At 73.1% G+C, this 26,777-nt stretch carries 23 protein-coding genes; 15 read left to right on the top strand and 8 right to left on the bottom strand.

Annotated features, from left to right (window positions below; translation table 11 throughout):
- Positions 1–1,944, top strand: coding sequence for a fumarate reductase/succinate dehydrogenase flavoprotein subunit (locus L6E12_RS27305; RefSeq protein WP_236230825.1), 1,944 nt, complete (start codon positions 1–3; stop codon positions 1,942–1,944).
- Positions 1,941–2,687, top strand: a complete 747-nt coding sequence (locus L6E12_RS27300) for a succinate dehydrogenase/fumarate reductase iron-sulfur subunit (protein ID WP_236230788.1) — start codon at positions 1,941–1,943, stop codon at positions 2,685–2,687. Before L6E12_RS27305 ends, L6E12_RS27300 begins: the two co-directional genes overlap by 4 nt.
- Positions 2,688–2,692: 5 nt before the next feature.
- Here L6E12_RS27300 and L6E12_RS35810 read toward each other — a convergent pair whose 3' ends face one another.
- Positions 2,693–3,061, bottom strand: coding sequence for a Scr1 family TA system antitoxin-like transcriptional regulator (locus L6E12_RS35810; protein ID WP_374201953.1), 369 nt, complete (start codon positions 3,059–3,061; stop codon positions 2,693–2,695).
- Between the two features lie 43 nt (positions 3,062–3,104).
- Between L6E12_RS35810 and L6E12_RS27295 the strand changes: the two genes are divergently transcribed.
- The 3 genes from L6E12_RS27295 to L6E12_RS27285 all read left to right on the top strand — a co-directional run bounded on the left by L6E12_RS27295 (position 3,105) and on the right by L6E12_RS27285 (position 6,828).
- Positions 3,105–3,749: a hypothetical protein gene (locus L6E12_RS27295; protein WP_236230787.1), complete on the top strand. Its 645-nt coding sequence runs from the start codon at positions 3,105–3,107 to the stop codon at positions 3,747–3,749.
- A gap of 59 nt (positions 3,750–3,808) precedes the next feature.
- A complete protein-coding gene (gene ligA / locus L6E12_RS27290; RefSeq protein ID WP_236230824.1) occupies positions 3,809–6,178 on the top strand; it encodes an NAD-dependent DNA ligase LigA in 2,370 nt (789 codons plus the stop codon).
- A gap of 146 nt (positions 6,179–6,324) precedes the next feature.
- Positions 6,325–6,828 (top strand): GNAT family N-acetyltransferase, encoded by a 504-nt coding sequence (locus L6E12_RS27285; RefSeq protein WP_236230823.1) that lies wholly within the window; start codon positions 6,325–6,327, stop codon positions 6,826–6,828.
- A gap of 37 nt (positions 6,829–6,865) precedes the next feature.
- On the opposite strand, the gene L6E12_RS27280 is transcribed toward L6E12_RS27285, so the two are convergent.
- Together L6E12_RS27280 and L6E12_RS27275 are read right to left on the bottom strand one after the other, a co-directional pair.
- Positions 6,866–7,651: a DUF3592 domain-containing protein gene (locus tag L6E12_RS27280; RefSeq protein WP_236230786.1), complete on the bottom strand. Its 786-nt coding sequence runs from the start codon at positions 7,649–7,651 to the stop codon at positions 6,866–6,868.
- Positions 7,652–7,729: 78 nt separating this feature from the next.
- Positions 7,730–8,380 carry an amino acid-binding protein gene (locus L6E12_RS27275; RefSeq protein ID WP_236230785.1) on the bottom strand — a complete coding sequence of 217 codons (651 nt, stop codon included), beginning with the start codon at positions 8,378–8,380 and terminating at the stop codon, positions 7,730–7,732.
- 292 nt (positions 8,381–8,672) lie between these two features.
- Between L6E12_RS27275 and gatC the strand changes: the two genes are divergently transcribed.
- Genes gatC through gatB form a run of 4 tightly spaced genes read left to right on the top strand, consistent with a single transcriptional unit; the run spans position 8,673 to position 12,179 of the window.
- Positions 8,673–8,972, top strand: a complete 300-nt coding sequence (gene gatC, locus L6E12_RS27270; protein WP_236230784.1) for an Asp-tRNA(Asn)/Glu-tRNA(Gln) amidotransferase subunit GatC — start codon at positions 8,673–8,675, stop codon at positions 8,970–8,972.
- Positions 8,969–10,483, top strand: coding sequence for an Asp-tRNA(Asn)/Glu-tRNA(Gln) amidotransferase subunit GatA (gatA, locus tag L6E12_RS27265; RefSeq protein ID WP_236230783.1), 1,515 nt, complete (start codon positions 8,969–8,971; stop codon positions 10,481–10,483). The genes gatC and gatA overlap by 4 nt, the downstream gene beginning before the upstream one ends.
- Positions 10,483–10,677: a hypothetical protein gene (locus tag L6E12_RS27260; protein ID WP_236230782.1), complete on the top strand. Its 195-nt coding sequence runs from the start codon at positions 10,483–10,485 to the stop codon at positions 10,675–10,677. Before gatA ends, L6E12_RS27260 begins: the two co-directional genes overlap by 1 nt.
- Positions 10,674–12,179: an Asp-tRNA(Asn)/Glu-tRNA(Gln) amidotransferase subunit GatB gene (gene gatB / locus L6E12_RS27255; RefSeq protein ID WP_236230781.1), complete on the top strand. Its 1,506-nt coding sequence runs from the start codon at positions 10,674–10,676 to the stop codon at positions 12,177–12,179. The genes L6E12_RS27260 and gatB overlap by 4 nt, the downstream gene beginning before the upstream one ends.
- Positions 12,180–12,572: 393 nt before the next feature.
- On the opposite strand, the gene L6E12_RS27250 is transcribed toward gatB, so the two are convergent.
- Positions 12,573–13,766 carry a sorbosone dehydrogenase family protein gene (locus L6E12_RS27250; protein ID WP_374201952.1) on the bottom strand — a complete coding sequence of 398 codons (1,194 nt, stop codon included), beginning with the start codon at positions 13,764–13,766 and terminating at the stop codon, positions 12,573–12,575.
- An 11-nt stretch (positions 13,767–13,777) separates the two neighbouring features.
- The gene (locus L6E12_RS27245) at positions 13,778–14,710 is read right to left on the bottom strand and encodes an alpha/beta fold hydrolase (protein ID WP_236230780.1); all 933 of its coding nucleotides are present in this window, start codon (positions 14,708–14,710) and stop codon (positions 13,778–13,780) included.
- A gap of 41 nt (positions 14,711–14,751) precedes the next feature.
- Here L6E12_RS27245 and L6E12_RS27240 point away from each other — a divergent pair, with 41 nt between their 5' ends.
- Both L6E12_RS27240 and L6E12_RS34555 read left to right on the top strand, forming a co-directional pair.
- Complete coding sequence (locus L6E12_RS27240; protein ID WP_236230779.1) at positions 14,752–15,672, top strand: 2-hydroxyacid dehydrogenase; 921 nt, start codon at positions 14,752–14,754, stop codon at positions 15,670–15,672.
- Between the two features lie 128 nt (positions 15,673–15,800).
- Positions 15,801–16,439, top strand: a complete 639-nt coding sequence (locus L6E12_RS34555; protein ID WP_236230778.1) for a DoxX family protein — start codon at positions 15,801–15,803, stop codon at positions 16,437–16,439.
- A 60-nt stretch (positions 16,440–16,499) separates the two neighbouring features.
- Here the strand turns inward: L6E12_RS34555 and ilvD are convergent, their stop codons facing one another.
- Positions 16,500–18,344 (bottom strand): dihydroxy-acid dehydratase, encoded by a 1,845-nt coding sequence (ilvD, locus tag L6E12_RS27230; RefSeq protein WP_236230777.1) that lies wholly within the window; start codon positions 18,342–18,344, stop codon positions 16,500–16,502.
- Between the two features lie 92 nt (positions 18,345–18,436).
- Positions 18,437–18,946: a PH domain-containing protein gene (locus L6E12_RS34550; protein ID WP_236230776.1), complete on the bottom strand. Its 510-nt coding sequence runs from the start codon at positions 18,944–18,946 to the stop codon at positions 18,437–18,439.
- Positions 18,947–19,269: 323 nt separating this feature from the next.
- Between L6E12_RS34550 and L6E12_RS27220 the strand changes: the two genes are divergently transcribed.
- From L6E12_RS27220 to ilvC, 3 genes are all read left to right on the top strand, one after another.
- Positions 19,270–21,096, top strand: coding sequence for an acetolactate synthase large subunit (locus tag L6E12_RS27220; RefSeq protein WP_236230775.1), 1,827 nt, complete (start codon positions 19,270–19,272; stop codon positions 21,094–21,096).
- A 70-nt stretch (positions 21,097–21,166) separates the two neighbouring features.
- On the top strand, positions 21,167–21,673 hold the full coding sequence (gene ilvN / locus L6E12_RS27215; protein WP_236230774.1) for an acetolactate synthase small subunit: 507 nt from the start codon (positions 21,167–21,169) through the stop codon (positions 21,671–21,673).
- Positions 21,674–21,720: 47 nt separating this feature from the next.
- Complete coding sequence (gene ilvC, locus L6E12_RS27210) at positions 21,721–22,734, top strand: ketol-acid reductoisomerase (RefSeq protein WP_236230773.1); 1,014 nt, start codon at positions 21,721–21,723, stop codon at positions 22,732–22,734.
- Between the two features lie 60 nt (positions 22,735–22,794).
- On the opposite strand, the gene L6E12_RS27205 is transcribed toward ilvC, so the two are convergent.
- Positions 22,795–23,511, bottom strand: a complete 717-nt coding sequence (locus tag L6E12_RS27205) for a hypothetical protein (protein ID WP_236230772.1) — start codon at positions 23,509–23,511, stop codon at positions 22,795–22,797.
- A 117-nt stretch (positions 23,512–23,628) separates the two neighbouring features.
- Here L6E12_RS27205 and L6E12_RS27200 point away from each other — a divergent pair, with 117 nt between their 5' ends.
- The gene (locus L6E12_RS27200; protein ID WP_236230771.1) at positions 23,629–23,904 is read left to right on the top strand and encodes a DUF397 domain-containing protein; all 276 of its coding nucleotides are present in this window, start codon (positions 23,629–23,631) and stop codon (positions 23,902–23,904) included.
- Positions 23,905–26,777 lie beyond the last annotated feature (2,873 nt).

Here is a 26,777-nt window from a genome sequence, read left to right as displayed (position 1 = left end):
ATGTTCCACTCCGAGTCCCACTCCGACTACACCGAGGGCGAGCCGATCGCCGACACCCGGGCCCCGGACGGCCCGCTGGAGACCCGCTGGGAGCGGCGGCGGTTCGCCGCCCGGCTGGTCAACCCGGCCAACCGGCGCAAGCTGACGGTGATCGTCGTCGGCACCGGCCTCGCGGGCGGTTCGGCCGCCGCGACCCTGGGCGAACTCGGTTACAACGTCCTGTCCTTCTGCTACCAGGACAGCCCCCGCCGCGCGCACAGCATCGCCGCGCAAGGGGGGATCAACGCCGCCAAGAACTACGCCGGTGACGGCGACAGCGTGCACCGCCTCTTCCACGACACCGTCAAGGGCGGCGACTTCCGCTCCCGTGAGTCCAACGTCCACCGGCTCGCCCAGGTCAGCACCCAGATCATCGACCAGTGCGTGGCCCAGGGCGTCCCGTTCGCCCGCGAGTACGGCGGCCTCCTGGACACCCGTTCCTTCGGCGGCGCCCAGGTCTCCCGGACGTTCTACGCGCGGGGGCAGACCGGGCAGCAGTTGCTCCTGGGCGCCTACCAGGCGCTCTCCCGGCAGATCCACGCGGGCACCGTGCGGATGCACCCCCGCACCGAGATGCTCGACCTGGTCGTCGACGACGGCCGCGCGCGGGGGGTGGTCGTGCGGGACCTGGTCTCCGGTGAGGTGACCACCCACCTCGCCGACGCCGTGGTGCTCGCCACGGGCGGCTACGGCAACGTCTTCCACCTGTCCACCAACGCCAAGGGCTGCAACACCACCGCGATCTGGCGCGCGCACAAGAAGGGCGCCCTGTTCGCGAACCCGTGCTACACCCAGATCCACCCCACGTGCATCCCGGTCAGCGGCGACCACCAGTCCAAGCTGACCCTGATGAGCGAGTCGCTGCGCAACGACGGGCGGGTCTGGGTCCCCGTGCGGGCCGGTGATCCGCGTGCCCCGCGCGACATCCCCGAGGGGGAGCGCGACTACTACCTCGAACGCCTCTACCCCGGTTTCGGCAACCTCGTCCCCCGCGACATCGCCTCCCGGGCCGCCAAGACCGTGTGCGACGCCGGGCGGGGCGTGGGGCCGGGCGGCCTGGGTGTCTACCTGGACTTCGCCGAGGCGATCGAGCGCCTGGGCCGCGACACCGTGTCCGCCCGCTACGGGAACCTCTTCGAGATGTACCAGCGCATCACCGACGAGGACCCCTACGAGGTCCCCATGCGCATCTACCCGGCCGTGCACTACACGATGGGCGGCCTCTGGGTCGACTACGACCTGCGCAGCACCATCCCCGGCCTGTTCGTCATCGGTGAGGCCAACTTCTCCGACCACGGCGCCAACCGGCTCGGCGCGAGCGCGCTCATGCAGGGCTTGGCGGACGGCTACTTCGTCCTCCCCGCCGTCATCGGCGACTACCTCGCCGACGCCCCGTTCGGGCCGGTGTCACCCGCCGCCGTCGAGGACGCCGAGGACGAGGTGCGCCAGGGCATCGCCGCGCTGCTGGCGGTGGACGGCGACCGCACGGCCGAGTCGTTCCACCGCGAACTGGGCAGGCTCATGTGGGAGCTGTGCGGGATGGAGCGCAGCGAGGAGGGCCTGCGCAAGGCCCTGGAGCAGATCCCGCAGTTGCGCGCGGAGTTCTGGCGGCGGGTCAAGGTGACCGGTGCGGGCGGGCGGCTCAACCAGGAATTGGAGAAGGCGGGCCGGGTGGCCGACTTCCTCGAACTGGCCGAGCTGATGTGCCTGGACGCCCTGCACCGCACCGAGTCCTGCGGCGGCCACTTCCGGGTGGAGTCGCAGACCGCCGAGGGCGACGCCCGCCGCGACGACGACGCGTTCTCCTACGTCGCCGCCTGGGAGCACACCGGCGGCGCCCCGGTGCTGCACCGCGAACACCTGGAGTTCACCGCCGTCCGACCGAGTGTGAGGAGCTACAAGTGAGGTACACGCTGCGGGTCTGGCGCCAGCGCGGCCCCGAGGAATCGGGCGGGCTGGTGGACTACGACGTCGACGGGATCAGCCCGGACATGTCGTTCCTGGAGATGCTGGACGTCCTCAACGAGCGCCTGGTCCTCGACGGCGAGGAGCCGGTGGCCTTCGACCACGACTGCCGCGAGGGCATCTGCGGCATGTGCGGCCTGATGATCGACGGCGTCGCGCACGGCCCCGAGCGCGCCACCACCACCTGCCAACTGCACATGCGCCACTTCGACCCGGCCGAGCCGATCGTGGTGGAGCCGTGGCGGGCCGCGCCCTTCCCGGTGGTGCGCGACCTGGTGGTGGACCGCTCCGCGCTGGACCGGATCGTGGAGGCGGGCGGCTACATCAGCGCCCCGGCCGGTGCCGCCCCGGACGCGCACGCCGTGCCCATCCCCAAGGCCGACGCCGACGCCGCGTTCACCGCCGCCGCCTGCATCGGCTGCGGCGCCTGCGTGGCGGCCTGCCCCAACGGGTCGCCGATGCTGTTCACCGCCGCCAAGGCCACCCACCTCGGGCTGCTGCCGCAGGGCCAACCGGAGCGGCTGTCCCGGGCCGAGGACATGCTCACCGCCCAGGATGCCCTCGGCTTCGGCGGTTGCACACAGACGGGTGAATGCACCCTGGTCTGCCCCAAGGGAATCCCCCTGGAAACCATCGCCACCCTCAACCACGACGTGCTCACCGCCGCCCTGCGCGGACGCTGAGGCGCTCACCGGCACGGAGAGGCCCCTTCCGGGTTGTTCCGGGAGGGGCCTCGCTGTTCTGCTCCGGGGGAGCTCAGGATGAGGAGTTGACCGACCATCGTTTCGTAGGCCCCGGCCGCGAGAGGCAAGGCTTGGATCGTGATGTTCTCGGCCTCGGACATGGTGAGCAGGTGGTCCCACTGCTCGCGCCACGCCGCCGTCCCGCGGAGTCGGCGCCGGATGGCCGCCTTGTCGATCAGGGTGTGGAGTTCGAGCGGGTGGGGTTTCCTGGTCAGCACCGGAGGGCGAAGAGGACGAGGGCTGCCCCCACGAGGTGATCGCGGAGGAGTACCGGGTCGTGTTGTCGGCAAGCGCTTGAACACCGCCGACGTCATGGATGTGCGCCCCGGCAAGGGGTGATCCGGGGATACTCGGGGCATGAAGTGGTTCCGCCGCACAGCACCCGAGCCCACGCCGCAGCCGACCCCGGACCCGGCGGTGGCCGCGGCGCGGTTCTGGGCGGACTGGCACGAGCTGCTGCCCGAGATCTCCGCCGCCCTGGGCGACAACGAACCCAACCGGGTGGAGAACGCGCTGTGCGAGCTGGTCGCCGCCCTGCACCCGGACCTGCACTTCTCCCTCGACCGCGGGCACCGGTCCATCTACTCGTTCGTGGTGTCCGGCCAGGAGGACCCGCTGCTGCGCCCCGTCACCGACGCGTGGAAGGCCGCCGCGCCGCCGGACACCGCGATCTGGGAGTTCCACGACTCGGTGCCCCCGGTGCCCGACCCGACCGGGGTGACGGTGAACCTCGGGCGGCACCGGGTCGCCCTCGCCGACATCCGGGTGCACGCCCAGGTCGACCGGGCGGCGGGGCTGGTCGACGTGGCGGTGCACCACCCGGTGCTGGCCGTGCTCGACCCGGCCTCCCGGGCGGCGATGACCTTCCTGCCGCTGGACGCCACCCTGGGCGAGCGCGTGGCGGGCGCCCGGCTGCGCCGCGTCGAGGCCGCCGACGTCGAGCCCGAGGACAGCATCGACCTGCTTGAGCTGCGCAGACTCGTCGACACCCTGGACGGCTGAGCACGCGGATTGTCGGACCCTGTCGATAGTCTGTTCGCGTGACCGGAGTTGATCAGGACCTGCCGCAAACCACCGCCGCCGAGGCCGCGGACAGCGTCGAGGGCGTCGAGGACGTGCCCACCGACGTCCGCGAGCGGCACGCCGCGCTGAGCGAGGAGCTGCTGGGCCACCAGTTCGCCTACTACGTGCGCGACTCGCCGACGATCACCGACGGCGAGTTCGACGCGCTGCTGCTGGAGCTGGCGGGCATCGAGGAGCGGCACCCGTCGCTGGTCACCCCGGAGTCGCCGACCCAGCGGGTCGGCGGCACCTTCTCCACCGAGTTCGCCGCGGTCGACCACCTGGAGCGGATGCTCAGCCTGGACAACGCCTTCGACATGGACGAGCTGGGGTCCTGGGTCGACCGGGTGCGCAAGGAGGTCGGCGACGCCGCGCACTACCTGTGCGAGCTGAAGATCGACGGCCTGGCGATCAACCTGCTCTACCGGAACGGGCGGCTGGTCCGGGCGCTGACCAGGGGCGACGGCCGCACCGGCGAGGACGTCACGCTCAACGTGCGCACCATGCGCGACGTGCCCGAGCGGCTCACCGGCACCGACGAGTTCCCGGTTCCGGAGCTGGTCGAGGTGCGCGGCGAGGTGTTCTTCCGGGTGGAGGACTTCACCGAGCTCAACGCCCGGCTGGTGGAGGCGGGCAAGCCGCCGTTCGCCAACCCGCGCAACACCGCGGCCGGGTCGCTGCGGCAGAAGGACCCCAAGATCACCGCGAGCAGGCCGCTGCGGATGATCTGCCACGGCCTGGGCAAGCGCGCGGGCTTCGAGCCGACCGCGCAGTCGGAGTCCTACCGGGCGCTGGCGGCCTGGGGGCTGCCGGTCTCCACCCACACCAGGGTCATCACCGACCCCGAGGGGCTGGCCGAGCACATCCGCTACTGGGGCGAGCACCGCCACGACGCCGAGCACGAGATCGACGGCGTGGTCGTCAAGGTCGACGAGGTGTCGCTGCAACGGCGCCTGGGCACCACCTCCCGCGCCCCGCGCTGGGCGATCGCCTTCAAGTACCCGCCGGAGGAGGCCACCACCACCCTGCTCGACATCCGGGTCAACGTCGGCCGCACCGGCCGGGTCACCCCGTACGCGGTGATGACCCCGGTCAAGGTCGCCGGGTCCACCGTCGAGCTGGCCACCCTGCACAACGCCTCCGAGGTCGAGCGCAAGGGCGTGCTCATCGGCGACCGGGTGGTCATCCGCAAGGCGGGTGACGTGATCCCCGAGGTCCTCGGCCCGGTCGTGGACGCCCGCCCGGCCGACGCGCGCCCGTTCGTCATGCCCACCGAGTGCCCGGAGTGCGGCACCACCCTGCGCCACGAGAAGGACGGCGACGCCGACATCCGCTGCCCCAACGCCCGCTCCTGCCCGGCGCAGCTGCGGGAGCGGCTGTTCCACCTGGCCGGTCGCGGCGCGTTCGACATCGAGGTGCTCGGCTACGAGGCCGCCGGCGCGCTGCTGTCCTCCGGCGTGATCACCGACGAGGGCGACGTGTTCACCCTCGACGAGGACCAGCTCTCCGAGGTGGAGCTGTTCCGCACCAAGGCGGGCGAGCTGTCGGCCAACGGCCGCAAGCTGGTGGCCAACCTGGATGCGGCCAAGGACCGTCCCCTGTGGAAGGTGCTGGTGGCGCTGTCCATCCGGCACGTCGGCCCGACCGCCGCCCGCGCCCTGGCCCGCGAGTTCGGCTCCATCCAGGCCATCGCCGACGCCGACGAGCAGGCCCTCGCCGACGCGGAGGGGGTCGGCCCCGCCATCGCCGCCTCGGTGCGCGAGTGGTTCGAGGTCGACTGGCACCTCGACGTGGTGGAGAAGTGGCGGGCCGCGGGCGTCCGCATGGTCGAGGAGCGCGACGACTCCACCCCGCGCACCCTGGAGGGCCTGTCCATCGTCGTCACCGGCAGCCTCGACGGCTTCTCCCGCGACGAGGCCAAGGAGGCCATCGTCAGCCGCGGCGGCAAGGCCTCCGGCTCGGTCTCGAAGAAGACGGCCTTCGTCGTCGTCGGCGAGGCCCCCGGCTCCAAGCACGACAAGGCCATGCAGCTCAAGGTCCCCGTTCTGGACGAACAGGGCTTCGCCGTCCTGCTGGCGGACGGCCCCGAGGCCGCCGCCGCCGTGGCCACCATCGGCGACCCCGACGCCCCCGTCGAGGAGGAAACCGCCGCCGAGGAGAAGCCCAAGCGCAAGCCCGCCAAGCGCAAGCCCAAGGCCGCCCCACCCGCGGAAGACCAGCCGTCGGACGATCGGTCGGCGGGGGAGCAGGCGGCGGAGGAGTCGCCGGTGGGGGAGCCGGTGGTGGAGGAGCCCACCGGGAAACCGCCAGCCGCCGTGAAGACCGCCACCGGGAACGCCCCGGCGGCCGATCCCGTTGAGGCGGAGTAGGCCACCACCCGAGGAGAAACCCCCGGACGGGGTACGTCCCGACGAGCGCTCCCCGCCGCGGCGGGGAGCGCCCACCCGGCTGAACCGACTCGGCCCGCCGGGCGTGGAGCAGGACAACAGCACAACCGGAGGAGTTGGTGGTCGAGTTGGGCGACGTGTCCGTCAGACCAGCGCGGGTGGACGAACTGGACCGGGTGAGCACCCTCACCACCGAGGCCTACCAGGCCGACGGCTACATCGACGGCTCCACCACCGGCTACGCCCAACACCTCGCCGACGCCGACTCCCGGATGCGCGCGGCCGAACTGCTGGTCGCGGTGGACGGCACCGGCACCATGCTGGGCACGGTGACCATCGCCCTCCCCGGCACCCCCTACGCCGAGATCTCCCGCGAGGGCGAACTGGAGTTCCGGATGCTCGCCGTCGGCGTCGAGGCCCGGGGGCGCGGGGTGGGTGAACAACTCGTCCGAGCGGTCTTCGCCCGCGCCCGTGAACTCGCCCTGCCCCGGGTGGTCCTGTGCACGTCGTCGAAGATGGCCCCCGCCCACCGCCTCTACGAACGCCTCGGCTTCACCCGCCTCCCCGACCGGGACTGGAGCCCCGGCCCCGAGGTGCGCCTGATCGCCTTCGTCGCGGACACGCCCCGGTAGGGCTCGTCGGTTGGCGCGTTGTCACCGGGTGCGCGATTCAGCCCGTGGTCTCGGCGGCGACGAGGACCGGGCCGCTCTCGAACACGAGCGTGCGGTGCCTGCCCGCACCGCCGACGAGGACGCTGCCGGTGCGGAACTCCCGGGGGATGCCCGCCTCCACCGGCCGGGTGGTTCTGACCAGGAGGGGCGTGTCCGCGCCCGGGAAGCTGATGCGGTGCACGCGCCCCTGGTCGGCCTCGACGTGCCCGCGCTGCCAGCCGCCGCGGCGCAGGGAACGGGTGCGCAGACCCCAGCGGCCCACGGCGATCAGGCCCGTGGGCAGCAGGAAGACCCACGCGATGAACGCGAACGCGAACAGCCAGGTGAACCAGGCGTTGTCGTTGGTGATGTCCTCGGCGACGACGTCGTCCGGGGCGGCTGGGTCGAAGTGGACGGTGATCCTGTCGCCCGGGACCAGGTGGGGGCTCTCGTCGTGGAGGTTCATCGTCCGCGTGCGTTCCGCGCCGTCGACGGTGTAGCGGACGTCCACGGAGCCGGGGCCGCGGAAACCCGCTCGGGTGTCGATGACGACGGCTTCGGCGGTGGCGCCCTCGGCCATGAGGCGGTCGTACCTGTCGATGGAGAGCGACGCGCCGGTGACGAAGACCAGGAAAGCCGTCGCACCGACGAGGACGACCCCCCAGCCCCGGCGGAGCAGGCCGCGCACCGCGGTGGTGGCGACCGCCTCGGGCACGGTGAAATCGCCGGGCGCGCGCAGGTCGTCGCACCCGCGCAGGAACGTGCGCAGGCGCAGCCGCCGGACGTCCTCGATCGTGGCCTCCACGCGGTGACGCTACCCCGGGGAGCCGACCTCGCGGATGTCTTCCTCCGGGTCGGCGAGGACAACCTCGGGGGCACGGCCTCAGTCCGGCAGGACCACCGCGACGATGCCCGCCAGGTGGGCCAGCCGGGCCACCTCGGCGGCGCGGAACATCGGCCCACCCGGCCGCCCCACCAGCAGCACCCGGTCCGGCTTGCCCAGCGGCGTGGCCGCCAGTTCCGTCCCCAGCTCCCGCCACGTGTCCGGCACCCACGACTCCTCGCCGTCGAGCACCGTGGCCCTGGCCAGCGGCATGAACGGCAGCTCCAGCCGCTCGATGTTCGGCGCGGCCGTGGAGGCGGCCAGCTTCGCCCCGCCCGAGTCGGTGCCGACCACCAGCGCCCAGCCCGCGCGGACGATCTTCGGCACGCCCTCGGTGAAGATCGCCAGCCCGTTCTTCGGCTCGGCGGCGACGTCCTCGACCAGTTCCAGCTCGCGGTGGGTGTCCAGCACCCCCGCGTACGGGCGCACCGCGTCGACCTCGACGCCCTCGATGGACTCGGCCGCGGTGATGAGGACGTCCGGGAGCCTGCCGCCGGGGAGTTCGACGACGAGGTCGTCGATGGCGACCCCGCCGACGCGCTCGACCACGTCCACGCTGAGGATGTCGGCCCCGATCGCCCCGAGGGCGGTGGCGACCGCCCCCAGGGTGCCTGGGCTGTCCGGTAGCTGGACCCGGATCAGGAACGACAAGGCGAACGCCTCCCGCTACCCACTCGGTGCGCGGAACCCTGCCGCCCACGCCCTACGCCGATCGCCGATTGTCGCAGACCAGGTCACGCGCGTCCGGGCGGACCGGATCGCGGTATCGGGGGACCGGTCTAGCACCCCGGCCGCCGGGGAACAACCCGTGCGGGCGTTCCGCGACCCGCGAAATAGACTCTCGTGGTCAGGTCGGGACCTCTCCCGGCGTGGCGGACCCGAGCAGCGCCGCTGCCCAGACCGAACGCACACCGCAACGCAGACAACCCCGGGGGTTCGTCGAGTGCCCAGCATTTCCCGCAGCGAGGTCGAACACCTCGCCCGACTGGCCCGGTTGGCCGTCACCGAAGAAGAACTCGACCTGTTCGCGGGTCAGCTAGAGAAGATCGTGCAGGCGGTCGCCAAGGTCGGGCAGGTCGCCGACCAGGACGTCCCGCCGATGTCGCACGCCGTCCCGCTGACCAACGTGTTCCGCAGCGACGTGGTCCGCCCCGGGCTGACCCCGCAGCAGGCGCTCGCCGCGGCCCCCGCCGCCGAGGACGGCCGCTTCCGCGTTCCCCGCATCCTGGGAGAAGAGGCATGAGCGACCTGATCCGCCTCCCCGCCGCCGAGCTGGCGGCGAAGATCCACGCCGGGGAGGTCTCCTCGGTGCAGGCCACGCAGGCCCACCTCGACCGGATCGCCGCGGTGGACCCCGCCGTGCACGCCTTCCTGCACGTCGACGGCGAGCGCGCGCTCCAGGCCGCGAAGGCCGTCGACGAGGCCGTGGCCGCGGGCCGCGCCCCGGCGTCCCCGCTGGCCGGGGTGCCGATCGCGGTCAAGGACGTGCTGACCACCCAGGGCTCGCCGACGACCTGCGGGTCGAAGCTGCTGGAGGGCTGGCACGCGCCGTACGACGCCACGGTCACCCGCAAGCTGCTGGACGCGGGCCTGGTGATCCTCGGCAAGACCAACATGGACGAGTTCGCCATGGGGTCCTCCACCGAGAACTCCGCCTACGGCCCCACCCGCAACCCGTGGGACCTCGACCGCATCCCCGGCGGCTCCGGCGGCGGTTCGGCCGCGGCGCTGGCCGCGTTCGAGGCGCCGCTGGCCATCGGCACCGACACCGGCGGCTCCATCCGCCAGCCCGGGGCGATGACCGGCACCGTGGGCGTCAAGCCCACCTACGGCACCGTCTCCCGGCACGGCCTGGTCGCCTACGCGTCCTCGTTCGACCAGGCGGGCCCGTGCGCGCGCACCGTGCTGGACGCGGCGCTGCTGCACGAGGTCATCGCCGGGCACGACCCGCTGGACTCCACCTCCATCGACGCGCCCGTGCCGCCGGTGCTGGCCGCGGCCCGCGAAGGGGCCGACGGCGACCTGCGCGGCGTCAAGGTCGGCGTGGTGCGCGAGCTGGTCGGCGAGGGCCACCAGCCCGGCGTGCTGGCCTCGTTCGAGGCGGCCGTGGCGCAGCTCCGCGAGCTGGGCGCCGAGGTCGTCGAGGTGTCCTGCCCGAGCTTCGACCTGGCGCTGGCCGCCTACTACCTGATCGCGCCGAGCGAGGCGTCGTCGAACCTGGCCAGGTTCGACGCGATGCGCTACGGCCTGCGGGTGGGTGACGACGGCTCGCACAGCGCCGAGGAGGTCATGTCGCTGACCCGCGAGGCCGGGTTCGGCCCCGAGGTCAAGCGGCGCATCATGATCGGCACCTACGCGCTGTCGGCCGGGTACTACGACGCCTACTACGGCTCGGCGCAGAAGGTGCGCACCCTGGTGGCGCGGGAGTTCGACGCCGCGTTCGCGCGGGCGGACGTGCTCCTCAGCCCGACCAGCCCGGTGACCGCGTTCCGCATCGGCGAGCGGGTCGACGACCCGGTGGCCATGTACCAGGTCGACCTGTGCACCATCCCGTCGAACATGGCGGGCAACGCGGCGATCAGCGTCCCCAGCGGGCTCTCCGCCGACGACGGCCTCCCCGTGGGGCTCCAGGTTTTCTCCCCGGCACTGCAAGACCACCGGGGCTACCGGGTGGCCGCCGCCTACGAGGCCGCCCGCGACGCCGCGCAGGGCGGCTCTGTAATCCACCGTGTTCCCGAACTGGAGGTCGTGTGATGGCTGCTCCGAAGAAGGTCAAGGGCGTGTTCGGCATCGTCGGCTCCGTCGCCGCGGCTTCCAGCGCCGTCAACGGGCTCAAGAACGCCCGCGCCGACAACGACAAGCTCGCACTGCTCAACGCGCTGGCCGGGGGCATCGCCGCGATCACCGGCGTGCTCATCGCGGTCCGCGCGCTGCGGAGCGGCAAGTGACAGCGGTCGTCGAACTGATGGACTACGACGAGGTGCTGGAGCGGTTCGACCCGGTCCTGGGCCTTGAGGTCCACGTGGAGCTGTCCACGAACACCAAGATGTTCTGCGGTTGCCCCACCACCTTCGGCGGGGAGCCCAACACCCAGGTGTGCCAGGTGTGCCTGGGGATGCCGGGGGCGCTGCCGGTGGTCAACGGGGCGGCGGTGGAGTCGGCCATCCGGATCGGCCTCGCGCTCAACTGCGAGATCGCCGAGTGGTGCCGCTTCGCGCGGAAGAACTACTTCTACCCGGACATGCCGAAGAACTTCCAGACCTCGCAGTACGACGAGCCGATCGCCTTCAATGGCTGGCTCGACGTGACGCTGGACGACGGCGAGGTCGTGCGGGTGGAGATCGAGCGCGCGCACATGGAGGAGGACACCGGCAAGTCGCTGCACGTGGGCGGGGCCACCGGCCGCATCCACGGCGCCGACCACTCGCTGCTGGACTTCAACCGGGCGGGCGTGCCGCTGGTCGAGATCGTCACCAAGACGATCGAGGGCACCGGCGCCCGGGCCCCGGAGGTCGCCCGCGCCTACGTGCGCACCCTGCGCGAGCTGCTCCAGGCGCTCGACGTGTCGGACGTGCGGATGGACCAGGGTTCGCTGCGCTGCGACGCGAACGTGTCGCTGATGGCCAAGGGCGCCACCGAGTTCGGCACCCGCACCGAGACCAAGAACGTCAACTCGCTGCGCAGCGTCGAGCGGGCGGTGCGGCACGAGATGACCCGCCAGGCGGCCATCCTGGTCGAGGGCGGCACCATCCGCCAGGAGACCCGGCACTTCGAGGAGGTCTCCGGCACGACCCGCGCGGGCCGGGCCAAGGAGACCTCGGAGGACTACCGGTACTTCCCGGAGCCCGACCTGGTGCCGATCGCGCCGTCGCGGGAGTGGGTCGAGCAACTGCGCGGCACCATGCCCGAACCGCCCGAGGAGCGCCGTCGGCGGGTGCAGGCGGAGTGGTCGCTGTCGGACGCGGAGCTGCGCGACCTGGTCAACGCCGGGGCGGTCGACCTGGTCGCGGCCACCGTCGCGGCGGGCGCCCCCTCGGGTGAGGCCCGGTCGTGGTGGGTGTCGTACCTGGCGCAGTCGGCGAACACCCGGGGCGTGGAACTGGCCGACCTGCCCATCACCCCGGCCCAGGTCGCCAAGGTCATCGCGCTGGTCGCCGACGGGTCGCTGACCAACAAGCTGGCCCGGTCCGTGGTGGACGGGGTGCTGGCGGGTGAGGGCGAGCCCGAGCAGGTCGTGGAGTCGCGCGGGTTGAAGGTCGTCTCGGACGACTCGGCGCTGTACGCGGCGGTGGACGAGGCGTTGGCGGCCCAGCCGGACGTCGCGGACAAGATCCGGGACGGGAAGGTCGCCGCCGCCGGTGCCATCGTCGGCGCGGTGATGAAGGCGACTCGGGGGCAGGCGGACGCGAAGCGGGTGCGCGAGCTGGTCCTGGAGCGCTGCGGGGTCTGAGCGGTGTGGCGGAAGGGCCGGTCTCCGCACGGGAGACCGGCCCTTCCTCGTGCGGGTGCCCGACTGTTCGGCGGCGTCTCAAAGCCCGGGATTTTCGGGGGCGTGCCCGGGTGGGTGGATCTGCTCGGGCGGGGCCCCTACAGCGATCATGTGCCCAGTGTGACCGAGTGGGGCTGAAGAGATGCCCCACAGCCCGGGCAGGCTTGCACATGATCGGCACCCCCACCCGAGCAGATCCGCCCACCCGGGCATTTTCGTAGCCGGGCCTGCGGTTGCGGGAGTGGCTGGTTTTCGCTGCGCCTTGGTGGGGTTGCGGGTGGCGGGCCGCCGGAGGCGGCGGTTTGTGGGGTGGGGTGTCAGCGGCTGCGCATGGTGGGGTTGCGGGTGGCCGGCCTAGTCGACCCCGCCGCCGCCCGCCTGGGGTTGGACGAGGATCGCCACGGCGCGGTCGTCGCTGGAGACGGGGGTGCCGCCGCGCTTGTTGACCGTGCCCGCGACTGCCACCTGGTCGGTCATCAGGTCCAGGCCGTCGACGCGGCCGTAGCCCTCGGTGTCGGCGAAGGAGATCACGGGTTTGCCGGTGAAGGAGCCGTCCGGGGCCTGGGGGAGGCTCTGCAGGTGGCCCGCGGTGGACATGGCGACCCAGAGGAGTTGGCTCGTGGCCGCGCAGCCCGCCACGCCCGGGCGGTCGGTCCACTTCCAGGCGGGGGTGCCCAGGGGTTTGCCCGCTTCCACCTTGTAGATCACGTCGGCGGTCGGGGTGCGGTCGGTGACCCAGGTCCGCGAACCGTCCAGGGACGCGCAGACGCCGCCGGGGGAGACCAGGCCCGCGGCCAGGACCAGGCTGCCCGGGGTGGGGTTGTCCGCGGCGGGCTTGCCCTCGCCGGTGAGGCGCAGGACCTTGCCCGCCAGCGACGCCGGGTCGGCCGCCGCCGTGGGGCTGCCCGCGGTGCCGGTGGCGAGCAGCAGGGCGCCCCTGTGGTCGTTGGCCAGGGAGCCGCGGTTGCCGGTGGTGCCGCGCGGGATGCCGGTGAGGACCGGTTTGGGGGTGTCGCCGGGGGCGATCCGGACCACGCGGTTGTCGGTGGGGGTGGTGACGTAGGCGAAGACGAGCTGGTCTTCGGCGTAGGTGGGGGACAGGGCCAGGCCGGTGAGGCCGCCGTCGCCCGTGCCGTCGACCGGGATGGTGGCGAAGACGGCGGGTTCGGCGTCCTTGCGGACCAGCAGGACGCGGCCGGTGGTGCGCTCGCCGACCAGGGCGGTGGGGTTGGTGCCGTCGCCGGGGAGGGCGGCCACGGCCATCAGCGTGTCCAGGCAGGTGGCCAGCACCGAGTCGTGGAAGTCCTTGCAGCCGTCCGGTGGGGGGACGGAGGTCTGCGGGCCGCTCGGTGCCCCGCCGCCCTGGCCGCCGCCGCCTCCGGCGCCCCCCTCCTGGGGGTCGGGGGCGGCCTGCGGGCTCAGCTGGGGCGCTTCCGACCAGTTGCCTGGCGCGGGTTGGTCGGTGAAGGAGGCGCACGAGGACAGCAGCAGTGCCGCCGCCGCGGTCGAGGCCGCGAGCACGCGGGACCCGCGCGGCATACCGGACATGCTCACCGACCCTAGGCGGGGGGTCGTGAACCCGGGGTGAGCGCGGTGGGGTCCGCGTCGGCCCTGGCCCGCTCCACCGCGGCCACCCGGCGCACCAGCATCCCCAGTTCCGACACGATCACCTCCGGCGCCTCCAGCGGCATGAAGTGGCTGGTCGGCACCACCCTGGTCCGCGCGTGCGGCAGCCCGGCCACCGAATCCAGGGCGCGCCGGGGGTCGGCGACGACGTCGTACTTGCCCACCAGCACGGTCACCGGGACGCCGATGCCGGTCAGGTCCCGCTCCGGCACGTCGGCCAGGGCCAACGCCAGGGTGACGTACCAGCGCGAGTCGTGGCCCAGGAAGCGGCGCACCGCCTCGGCCACCTCGTCCGCGTCCGCCCCGCCGGGCAGCATGAAACCGGTGTGCTGGAGCAGCGTCGCCGTGGCGCGGTTCACCGGCACCCGGTGCAGCACCGCGTCGACCAGCGGGCCCAACCCCTTGACCGCGTGCGCGGCCAGCAGCCCCAGGGCCCGCCCGACCGGCCGGGGAACCCCGGCCACCCCGAGCAGCGCGCCGAACATGTCGCCGGGCACCCCCGCGGCGAGCATCAGCCCGGACACCCGTTCGGGGTAGCGCCGGGCCAGCTCCGTGGCGACCATCACACCCATCGACCAGCCCATCACCACGCACCGCTTGACGCCCGCCGCGTCCAGCACCGCGAGCGCGTCGGCGACGTGGTCGGCGAGGGTGATCCGGCTCTCGTCGGCCGGGCGGTCCGAGCCCATCGTCCCCCGGTGGTACCAGCTCAGCACCCGCACGCCGGAGTCCGGCAGCAGCAGGGCGGGCCATGCCTCGGGGATGGTGCCCAGACCGGGGCACAGCAGCACGACCGGCCCGGTGGAGTCGGTGTGCCAGCCGCGGACGCGGGTGCCGTCGGCGGAGAGGACGTCGTGTTCGCGCACGGGAACCGAGTCTGCCGCACCGCGCGCCGCCTGCGCTTACTGTGTGCGCTGTGACAACCACCGTTCTGGTACCGGACGAGCAGGGACTGGCCGCCCTCGGCGCCCTCGACGGCGTCCGGGCGGTCCGCTACGCCGCGGGGGCCGACCTGCCCCCGGAGGCGGCCGACGCCGAGGTGCTGGTGCCCGACTTCCTCACCGCCGACCAGGCCGGACTCGTGGCGGCGCTGCCCAGGCTGAAGCTGGTGCAGTTGCTCACCACCGGCGCCGACGCCTGGATCGGCAGGCTGCCCGACCACGTGATGCTCTCCACCTGCCGCGGCGCGCACGGCGGCAGCTCCGCCGAGTGGGTCGTCGGCGCCCTGCTGACCGTCTACCGGGACCTGGTGGGCTTCGTCGACGCGCAGCGCGCCGGGCGGTGGACCACGCACGTCACCGAGACCCTCCAGGACAAGCGGGTGCTGGTCATCGGCGCGGGTGACCTGGGCAGGCAGCTTGAGCGGCGCCTGCTCGCCTTCGACGCCTCGGTCACCCTGGTCGCCACCTCCGCCCGGCCCGGGGTGCGGGCGCTCGCGGAGCTGCCGGGGCTGCTGCCCGAGCACGACGCGGTGGTGCTGGTCGTCCCGCACACGCCCGCCACCACGGGCATGGTCGACGCGGGGTTCCTGGCCAGGATGCCCGACGGCGCGGTGCTGGTGAACGTCGCCAGGGGCCCGGTCGTGGACACCGGCGCCCTGCTGGCCGAGCTGACCTCCGGGCGGCTGCGCGCCGCGCTGGACGTCACCGACCCCGAGCCGCTGCCCGAGGGCCACCCGCTGTGGTCGGCGCCGGGCCTGCTGCTGACCCCGCACGTGGCGGGGAGCTGCACCGGGCACCGCGAGCGCGCCTACCGGGTCGTGGCCGAGCAGGTCGCCCGGTTCGTGGCGGGCGACAAGCCGCAGAACCTCGTGCGGGGCGATTACTGACCGCGTTCCTGTCCTCCCGGGAGCGGTGAACCCGACCGGGAAGTGGACGAAAGGCGAGGTCAGGTCGGGCAGGCGGGAATCGGCGGCCTGGTGGGCACCGGGCTCCGCCATCGTTTAGTGTCCGGCCCGTGAGCACCGATGACTTCTACCGGACCTCGGAGTCGAAGACGTCCGGGCCCGGCTACGACAAGGTCGCCTACGACGACGGGGCCACGGCCGCGTTCCAGGCCCCGCACGACGAGGTCTACCCCGAGGAGCGCAAGCCCGCCAGGGAGCCGCACGAGTGGCACTTCGGCGCGGACCTCGCGCTGTTCGTGCTGCGGGTGACCCTCGGCGCGCTGATCCTCGCGCACGGCCTGCAGAAGGTGTTCGGGCTGATGGGCGGCCCCGGCATCGGCGGGTTCGCCGAATTCCTCGGCACGCAGGGCTTCCAGCAGACCACCCTGCTGGCCTGGGTCACCGGTTGCACCGAGCTGGGCGCGGGCGCGCTGCTCATCCTGGGCCTGTTCACCCCCGCCGCCGCGGCGGGCGTGCTGGGCGTCATGGCCAACGCGATCTGGATCAAGGTCGAGCCGCGGGAGTTCGTCGGCGCGGTGGAGCTGGAGGTGCTCTACGCCGCCGCCGCGTTCGCGCTGCTGTTCGCGGGCGCGGGCAAGATCTCCCTCGACCGCAACACCCCGTGGTTCCGCCGGGCCCCCGCGTTCGGGTTCGTCTTCCTGCTCATCGCCGCCGGGCTGTCCGTGGTGACCCTGGTGGTCCTGCGGTAGGAGCGCCACGAAAAAAGGGCCGCACCCCTCGGGGTGCGGCCCTTTTCACGTCTTCGCCGACTACTTCGACGGGTCGCGCACCGCGCCGGTGGAGGCGTCGGTGGCCATCCGCGCGTAGGCGCGCAGCGCGCTGGTCACCGGGCGGTCCCGGTCGACCGGCTGCCACGGGCGCTCGCTGGCGTCCATCTTCGCCCGGCGCTCGGCCAGCACCGCGGGCTCCACCAGCAGCTCCAGCGCGCGGGCGTGCACGTCGATGCGGATCTGGTCACCGTCCTCGACCAGGCCGATGGTGCCGCCGCCCGCCGCCTCCGGGGAGACGTGGCCGATGGACAGGCCGGACGTGCCGCCGGAGAAGCGGCCGTCGGTGACCAGCGCGCACTTCTTGCCCAGGCCGGTGCCCTTGAGGTACGCGGTCGGGTGCAGCATCTCCTGCATCCCCGGCCCGCCCGCCGGGCCCTCGTAGCGGATCACCAGCACCTCACCCGGCTGGACGACCTTGTTGAGGATGACCGACACGGCCTCCTCCTGGCTCTCCACCACCCTGGCCGGGCCCTGGAAGGTGAACAGCTCCTCGTCGATGCCCGCGGACTTGATCACCGCGCCGCGCTCGGCCAGGTTGCCGTGCAGCACCGCGAGGCCGCCCTCGGCGGTGTGGGCGTGCTCGACGTCGTGCACGCAGCCGTTCACCGCGTCGGTGTCCAGCGACGACCAGCGGTTCTGCGTGGAGAACGCCTGCGTGGTGCGCACCCCGCCCGGGGCGGCGTGGAACAGCTCGATCGCGGCCTCCGACGGCGACTCGGCGCGGATGTCCCACGCGCCCAGCCACTCCTCGATGGTGGCGCTGTGCACGGTGTGCACGTCGGTGTTGAGCAGCCCGCCGCGCCACAGCTCGCCCAGGATGGCGGGGATGCCACCGGCCCGGTGCACGTCCTCCATGTGGTAGTCGGAGTTCGGCGCGACCTTGGACAGGCAGGGCACCCGCCGCGAGATCGCGTCGATGTCGGCGAGGGTGAAGTCGATCTCGCCCTCCTGCGCCGCGGCGAGGATGTGCAGCACGGTGTTGGTGGACCCGCCCATGGCCATGTCCAGCGCCATCGCGTTCTCGAACGCCTTGCGGTTGGCGATGCTGCGCGGCAGCGCCGTCTCGTCGTCCTGCTCGTACCAGCGCTTGCACAGCTCGACCACGGTCCGGCCCGCCTGCTCGAACAGGGTGCGGCGGGCGGCGTGGGTGGCCAGCGTGGAGCCGTTGCCGGGCAGGGCCAGGCCCAGCGCCTCGGTCAGGCAGTTCATCGAGTTCGCGGTGAACATGCCGGAGCAGGACCCGCAGGTCGGGCAGGCCGAGCGCTCGACCAGGTCGAGCGCGGCGTCGTCGACCCCGCTGTTGGCCGAGGCGGAGATGGCGGTGACCAGGTCCGACGCGGGGTGCGCGACGCCGTCGACGATGACCGCCTTGCCCGCCTCCATCGGCCCGCCGGAGACGAACACCACCGGGACGTTGAGCCGCATGGCCGCGTTGAGCATCCCCGGGGTGATCTTGTCGCAGTTGGAGATGCACACGATCGCGTCCGCCTGGTGGGCGTTGACCATGTACTCCACCGCGTCGGCGATGACCTCCCGCGAGGGCAGCGAGTAGAGCATGCCGCTGTGGCCCATGGCGATGCCGTCGTCCACGGCGATGGTGTGGAACTCCCTGGGCACCCCGCCCGCCGCGCGGACGCCCTCGGCCACGATGTCGCCGAGGTCGCGCAGGTGCACGTGCCCCGGCACGAACTGGGTGTAGGAGTTGGCGATGGCCACGATGGGCTTGCCGAAGTCGCTGTCGGTCATGCCCGTGGCACGCCACAGGGACCGGGCTCCGGCGGCGTTGCGGCCGTGGGTGGTGGTGCGGGAGCGCAGCGCTGGCACGGCTCCTCCAGATCTCGTCAGTACTCGGGTGACCAAAACGGGGACGGCGGCCGGGTCGGCGGTCGTCGGTGCGGGGAGCGGTACCCGACAGGTTACTCCGGTCCGGCCGCCCGCTCGCCCCGCGCGGCGCCCGGATCCGCCGCCTCGACCACGGGGGCGCGCTCGTCCACCGGTTCCTCGACCACCTCGGCGGGTTCGGCATCCGGTTCCGGCACGCGCTCGGTCGGGTCCGGGACGAGGCCGCCGCTGATGAACGACAGCGCGGGCAGGTGCCGCACCCGGACCTGCGGCAGGGCCACCTCGGTGTCGTCGTCGAGCACCGCGGTCACCCCCGCCTTCCCGGTCAGCCGCAGGCCGCGCAGCAGCCGCCACGGCACCCGGCGCGACCCGGTCAGGGTGTGGGCGACGAGGCCATCGGTGTCGGCCACCGTGCGCACCCGCAGCACCCACACGATCGACGCGACCGGGATCAGGTAGATCCACAGCAGGTACGGCGCGGCGGCGGCCACCGGTGTGGCGCAGATCGCCAGCAGCAGCGCGGCGAGCACCGCGATGCCGGGCACGCGGAACACGAGACGGGTCGGGACCTGCTGTTCAGCCACCCCCTGATGGTGCACCGGGCCCCCGCGCGGCCCGCGCCCGGGTCCGCGCGCGTCCCAGGACGCGGTCCAACATCCGAGACACGCGTCTCGCAGAGTTGACGCTCTACTGCGAACGAACTAACGTCCCCGACGTGCCTGCTCAGTCCATTCTCGTACTTCCGCCGCGCGTTCGCCGCTGACGGAAGCCGACTCAGCATCGAACGCGCGACCCTCGTGCGACCTTTGAGGTCGACGGGGGTTTTTTCGTGCCCAGAGCCGCCCCACCCGACCGACGACCGCCCCCGCACCGCCCACTGGAACCACGAACCCACGAGGCAGAACCGATGACCAGCGCAACTTCTCGGCCCAGCCCGGCCGCGGCGAACCCCGCCACCGCGCACGCCCCCCGACCCAAGCCCGCGCCGCCGACCGGCACCCCGGTGCGGGTCACCGGGGCGCAGTCGCTCGTCCGGTCCCTTGAGGCGGTGGGCGCCGAGATCGTCTTCGGCATCCCCGGCGGCACCATCCTCCCGGCGTACGACCCGCTGCTGGACTCCACCAAGGTCCGGCACGTGCTGGTCCGCCACGAGCAGGGCGCCGGGCACGCAGCCACCGGCTACGCCCAGGCCACCGGCAAGGTCGGCGTCTGCATGGCCACCTCCGGGCCCGGCGCGACGAACCTGGTCACCCCGCTGGCCGACGCCAACATGGACTCGGTCCCGATCGTGGCCATCACCGGCCAGCAGACCCGCGCGCTCATCGGCACCGACGCCTTCCAGGAAGCCGACATCTGCGGCATCACCATGCCGGTCACCAAGCACAACTTCCTCGTCACCGACCCCGCGGACATCCCGCGCACGATCGCCGAGGCGTTCCACCTGGCCAAGACCGGTCGCCCCGGCCCGGTCCTGGTGGACATCCCCAAGGACGTCCTGCAGGAGATGACCTCCTTCTCCTGGCCGCCGGAGCTGCGGCTGCCCGGCTACCGGCCCACCACCCGCCCGCACGGCAAGCAGGTCCGCGAGGCCGCCAAGCTCATCCGCGCCGCCAAGCGCCCGGTCCTCTACGTCGGCGGCGGCGTCATCAAGGCCGGGGCATCCCCGGAGCTGCTGGAGCTGGCCGAGCTGACCGGCATCCCGGTCGTCACCACGCTGATGGCCCGCGGCGCGTTCCCCGACTCGCACCGGCAGAACCTGGGCATGCCCGGCATGCACGGCACCGTCCCCGCCGTCGGCGCCATGCAGTCCTCCGACCTGCTGATCGCCCTCGGCGCCCGCTTCGACGACCGGGTCACCGGCGCGCTGGACAGCTTCGCCCCCGGCGCGCAGGTCGTGCACGCCGACATCGACCCGGCCGAGATCTCCAAGAACCGCCGCGCCGACGTGCCGATCGTGGGCGACTGCAAGGAGATCATCACCGAGCTGATCACCGCGGTGCAGGCCGAGGCCGAACCCGCCCAGGACCTGGCGCCGTGGTGGGCCACCATCGACGAGTGGCGCCGCACGTTCCCGCTGGGCTACGAGTGGCCGGAGGACGGCACCCTGTCGCCGCAGTACGTCATCGAGCGCATCGGCGCCATCGCCGGGCCGGACGCCGTCTACACCGCGGGCGTCGGCCAGCACCAGATGTGGGCCGCCCAGCACATCCGCTACGAGAACCCGCGCACCTGGCTCAACTCCGGCGGCCTGGGCACCATGGGCTACTCGGTGCCCGCCGCCATGGGCGCCAAGTTCGGCCGCCCGGACGCGGTGGTGTGGGCCATCGACGGCGACGGCTGCTTCCAGATGACCAACCAGGAGCTGGCCACCTGCGCCATCGAGGGCGCCCCGATCAAGGTCGCCGTCATCAACAACGGCAACCTGGGCATGGTCCGGCAGTGGCAGAACCTGTTCTACTCGGAGCGCTACTCCCAGACCGACCTGGGCACGCACAAGCACCGCATCCCCGACTTCACCCTGCTCGCCGAGGCGCTGGGCTGCGCCGGGCTGCGCTGCGAGACCAAGGACGACGTCGACTCGGTCATCCAGCGGGCCATGGAGATCAACGACCGCCCGGTCGTGATCGACTTCGTGGTCGGCAAGGACGCCCAGGTGTGGCCGATGGTCGCCTCCGGCACCGGCAACTCCGAGATCATGGCCGCCCGGGGCATCCGCCCCCTGTTCGACGAGTGAGCAGGTCCACCCCCGCCCGACCCGCGTCGGCGGACCCCGATCGCCCGAAGCTTGAAAGCGGAGAGAGCGCATGAGCACCCACACCCTGAGCGTCCTGGTCGAGAACAAGCCCGGCGTGCTCGCCCGCGTCTCGGGCCTGTTCTCCCGGCGCGGGTTCAACATCGAGTCGCTGGCCGTCGGCCCGACCGAGCACCCGGACGTGTCCAGGATGACGATCGTGGTCGCGGTCGAGGAGCTGCCGCTGGAGCAGGTCACCAAGCAGCTCAACAAGCTGGTCAACGTCATCAAGATCGTCGAGCTGGAGCCCGCGATCGCCGTGCAGCGCGAACTGCTGCTGGTCAAGGTCCGGGCCGACGCCACCGTGCGCAGCCAGGTGCTGGAGACCGTGCAGCTCTTCCGGGCCAAGGTCGTCGACGTGTCCCCGGAGGCGCTGACCATCGAGGCCACCGGCACCCACGACAAGATCGAGGCGCTGCTGCGGATGCTGGAGCCCTACGGGGTGCGCGAGATGGTGCAGTCCGGCATGGTCGCCATCGGCCGCGGCCCGCGCTCCATCACCGCGACAGCGGTCCGCTAGACCCCCTGTTTTCTCGCGAGTTCCACCGAAGGGAAGTACTGAGCACCATGTCCGTCGAGATCTTCTACGACGCCGACGCCGACCTGAGCATCATCCAGGGGCGCAAGGTGGCCGTCATCGGTTACGGCAGCCAGGGCCACGCCCACGCGCTGAGCCTGCGCGACTCCGGCGTCGACGTCCGGATCGGCCTGCCCGAGGGGTCCAAGTCCAAGGCCAAGGCCGAGGAGCAGGGGCTGCGCGTGCTCACCCCGGCCGAGGCGTCGGCCGAGGCCGACCTGATCATGGTCCTGGCGCCCGACACCAAGCAGCGCTTCATCTACACCGACGACATCGAGCCCAACCTCAAGGACGGCGACGCGCTGTTCTTCGGCCACGGCTTCAACATCCGCTACGACCTGATCAAGCCCCCGGCGGGCGTGGACGTGGCCATGGTCGCCCCCAAGGGCCCGGGCCACCTGGTCCGCCGCCAGTTCGTCGACGGCAAGGGCGTCCCCGCGCTCATCGCCGTGCACCAGGACGCCACCGGCGGCGCGCAGGCGCTGGCCCTGTCCTACGCGGCGGCCATCGGCGGCGCCCGCGCGGGCGTCATCAAGACCACCTTCACCGAGGAGACCGAGACCGACCTCTTCGGCGAGCAGGCGGTGCTCTGCGGCGGCGCGTCCGCCCTGGTGCAGACCGGCTTCGAGGTGCTGACCGAGGCGGGCTACGCCCCCGAGATCGCCTACTTCGAGGTCCTGCACGAGCTCAAGCTCATCGTCGACCTGATGTACGAGGGCGGCATCGCCCGCCAGCGCTACTCCATCTCCGACACCGCCGAGTACGGCGACCTCACCCGCGGCCCGCGCGTCATCACCCCCGCGGTCAAGGAGGAGATGAAGAAGATCCTGGGCGAGATCCAGGACGGCACCTTCGCCCGCGAGTGGGTGGCCGAGGACGAGAACGGCCGCGAGAACTACCGCAGGCTCCAGCAGGAGGGCGAGGCCCACCCGATCGAGGAGACCGGCAAGAAGCTGCGCGGCCTGATGTCCTGGGTCGACCGGCCGATCACCGAGACCGCCTGACGGGTCTCGACCGGGGAGGGGGCCGCGGCGGTGACGCCGCGGCCCCCTCCGCCGTCCCGGTCAGAAGTCCGGCTGCGTGCGCAGGGTGATCAGGGCCTCCGGGGCCAGCTCCGGCTTGAACGACCACCCGGGGAACCCGCCCCAGGCGATCGACTCGCGCAGGTACTCCACCAGGGTGATCCCCGGCCGCCCCGCCACCCCGTGCAGCTCGACGTCGGCGTGCAGGGACGGCAGCCGCACGTCGTGCGTGCCGCCGCTGAGGTTCGCCTTGTGCAACTCGTCCGGGGCCAGCGGGAAGGTCAGCTCGTCGTCCCGGCCGAGCTGCTCCAGCTCGTAGGCCAGGTGGTAGGCGTTGCCCAGGCACAGCGGGTCGGGGAAGTCCGGTCCGGGCGGCACCGTCGTCGGCGCGGGCTCCTGGTGGTAGGTGAGGAACAGCAGGTCGCAGTCCCCGGCGAACCACACCTCGCCCACGTGCCGCAGGCACGCCTCCAGCGACAGCGGCAACCCGCCCACCCGCTCCACCAGCGAGTCGACCAGCGCGTCGTCCGAATCCGTGGGCGGCTGGTGCGGCCGCACCATACGATCGGAGGACACCCAGCCGAGTTCCGGCAGGGCGGCCGCGAGCCGGGAGACGTGCTGCGACACCCGCACCATCGTCTCCTCCGCCACGGCGGCGGCGTCCTCCAGCAGGTCGTCCGGCACCGGACCGAGCGCCCGCAGCTCGGCCCACACGGTGACGTGCTCGCCGCGCAGATATCGACCGTAGTAGGAGGTCACCCGTCGTACGCTACTGAGCGCAACCGCACACCCCCGCCAGCGACACGTCCCCACCCGGGTGACGGCCAACCGCGAACGGTATACCTGACCCCCGACACGGAGCTTGAGGAGACGGTGATGGACAGCGCCCCGATCTACGACGACAAGGCCGAGGTCCGCGGCAGGCTGGACCTGACCAGGGCAGACTGGCAGCGAGCCGCCGAACCCGACGCCGACCCCGACGGCGAGTACGTCGAGATCGCCTTCGTCCCGCACACGGACGGCAAGACCTACATCGCCATGCGCAACTCGAAGTTCACCGGCCCGGACGACACGGTCCTGGTGTTCACCGAGTCGGAGTGGGACGCCTTCGTGGCGGGCGCCAAGGCGGGGGAGTTCGACGAGCCCTGGTGAGCACCGGGGGAGCAGGTTTGGGGGAACTGGCAGGTGGGGACTGAACGCCCGGTGTGGCTGACACCCGAGGAAGTGGCCGCGAGCAGGCCGGACCACGCCCGGGAGCCGTCAGCCGCACCCGGTCCGGCACCCGCGGCGTCCTCCGGCCCGACGCCCGGGGCGCCCTCCGGCCCGGAACCCGGGTCGGCGGCGACCTCCGGGCACCTGCCGGTCCCACCGCACACCACGGCCCCGGCGCCCGACCCCGCCGCGGGTCCCGGTGCCGCGGTTGCGAGCCCGGCTGCGGATGCTGATGCGGTTGCGAGCCCGCCCCCGAGTTCCGGCGCGGTTCCGGCCGCCGCGGGAACCCGGGCTCCGGATTCCGCTGCTGCTCCGCCCGCTGCTGCTCCGCCCGCTGCCGCTCCGCCCGCTGTCGGCGGCGAGGTGGCGGGTTCCGGTACCGCTTCCGCCGCTGTCGCAGGTTCGGCCGCGGGTGCTGGTTCCGGCGCCACCCCGAACGCCATCGGGAGCCCGGCAGCCGATTCCGGCGCGGCTGCAACCGCGGGTTCGATCCCCACCTCGGCTGCGGGTGCGAACCCGGACACCGCTCCGACCGGGCCCGCCCAAGCGGCCCCGGAGCCGAGCGAGGCGAGGCTTCCGTCGCCGAGCGCGGCGCCCGCCGCGGGGACCGGCACCGGGGCAGGCGAGGCGTTGGCGCCGTCCCGTCCGCTCGTAGTCGGCTCGCCCGATACGGCGCCCGCTGCGGGGGCTGGCGCCGGGGCAGGCGAGGCGTTGGCGGTGTCTCGTCCGCTCGTAGTCGGCTCGCCAGGTGCGGCGTCTGCTGCGGGGGTTGGCGCCGGGTCGGGTGAGGCGCAGGCAGCGGTGTCTCGTCCGCCCGCAGCCGATCCGCCTGCTGCGGCGCGCGGGATCGCAGGCGCGTTCGCCGCGCCGCAGGGTGCCGATGGGCTTGCCGGTGCCGGGACCGTCGTGGCGTCCGTTGTCGTGCCGCTGCCCGGCGAGGTGATCACCGTGGCCGCGACGGCGGCGGGTCGGCGCCCGGACCCCAGCCTCCTCGCCCCTCCCTTTCCCGTCGCGGAGCCGGTGGCCGCGGGTGTCCGGCCGACCCCGGTCGCGACATCCGGGAAACCGGCTGCCCCGCTGCCCACCCAGGGACCGGGAATGGCGTCGACCCCGAGGCCCGGCTCACCCGGCGAGGCACCGCACACCCCCGCCGAACCGTTCGGGCCACCACCGAACGAGTCCCCACTCGCCGCGTCCACCGCGCACCCGGACCGCCCCGCCGACGCCCCCGACCCGCGTCCCGGCGCCGAGCCGAGCACCGCGTCACCGGCATCCACCCCGCCCCCGGCACCGCCCTCGGACATCCCGAGTCCCCCTGAACCCCCGCGGCCCACAGCGGCGTCGGTGTGGACGCTGCCGGAGGACCTCCCCGCAGCACCTCCCGCCGATCCCCCCACACCTGGGCCCACCCACGCAGACCCGTCCTTCTCAGGCGAACTTCTCCTCCCCGCCCCGGACCCCCGACGCCCGCGACAGCCCAGACCCCCTGTGCCACAGGGCTTCCCCGCGCAACCGGGTACCGCCGCGCCCCCGTCCCGCGCGCAGCAGAATCCACCCCACCAGGGCCCCGGATGGCAAAACCCGCACCAGCCCCCCGGTTCGCAGAACACCCCGCAGCAGCCCCAGGAACAGCGAAACCCGTCGCAGCAGCCCCCCGCGCAACGAACCGGCCTCCACCACAACCCGGACCGCCGCGACCCCCTCCACCACGGCCCCGGTCCGCAACAACGCCAAGGCGAACACCCTCCCGCCTCACCGGGCTTCCCACCCGACCCCAGCTCGCCTCGGCAGAACACAGGCCCGCACAGCGCCGGGCAGCGGAACCCGGGAAGGCAGAACCCGGGAAGGCAGAACCCGCCGCGCCAAAACCCCGGCAACCCCAGCCCCGGCAACCCCAGCCCCGGCAACCCCAACCCGGCGCAGCCCGCGCCGCCATGGCCGAATCCCGGCAGGCCGACCCCCGCGCAGCAGGACCACGCGCACCGAGGCATGCCCCAGCAGGACCCCCGGCAGCACCCCGGCCAACCGGGTGCTTCGCCGCGGAGTCCAGACCGGGTGAACCCGGCGCACCAAGTGCCATCAGGGCGGCAGGACTCCCCAAATCAGCGCCTCGAACAGCGGAACCCCGCACAGCAGAGCGCGGGCAACCAACCCCCGGGCAACCAACCCCCGCCCCGGCCGGAACCCCAGCAACAGTCCGGTCAACGTCCCACACCCGGAAGGCCCACCGGCCCGCCCCCGACCCCACCGCGGCCCGGCCGAACCGCGCAGCACCAACCCCCACCGCAATCCACCGGCACCGCACGCCCACCCCAGCCCAGCGGAGCCGTGCAATCCCCCCAACCCCCACCGCAGCCGGGCGGGACTGCGCAGCAGCCCGCGCCCCAGCCCGGTGGGGTTGCGCAGCCGCAGCAGCCCGCGCCCCAGCCCGGTGGGGTTGCGCAGCCGCATCAGCCCGCGCCTCAGCCGGGCCGGGCCGCGTCTGCGCACCACTCCCCGCCCCGGCCGGGTGGGCCCGCGCAGCCCCACCAGCCTTCGTCGCAGTCCGGCGCCGTCCCGCTGCCGCACCAGTCCGCACCTCAGCCCAGCGGAACCGCGCAGCGGCCCCAGCCCGGCAGGTCCGCGCAGCCGCGTCAACCCGCGCCCCCACCCGGCAGGCCCGCGCAGCAGCACCCCCCGCGACCCGGTGGTTCCGCGCAACCGACCGGCGCGCAGCGCACCCCACCCAACCCCGCCCAGTCGCGCCCCGCCCCGCCCCAACCGTCTCGCCCGGCCCCCCGCCCGGCCCCGCCGCCCCGCGTCCTCCCGCCCCC

It is taken from the genome of Actinokineospora sp. PR83, assembly GCF_021056305.1.
Taxonomy (GTDB): Bacteria; Actinomycetota; Actinomycetes; order Mycobacteriales; family Pseudonocardiaceae; genus Actinokineospora; species Actinokineospora spheciospongiae.
Note: the sequence above shows the minus strand (reverse complement) of the source record. Positions and strands in the feature narration are given on the sequence as shown.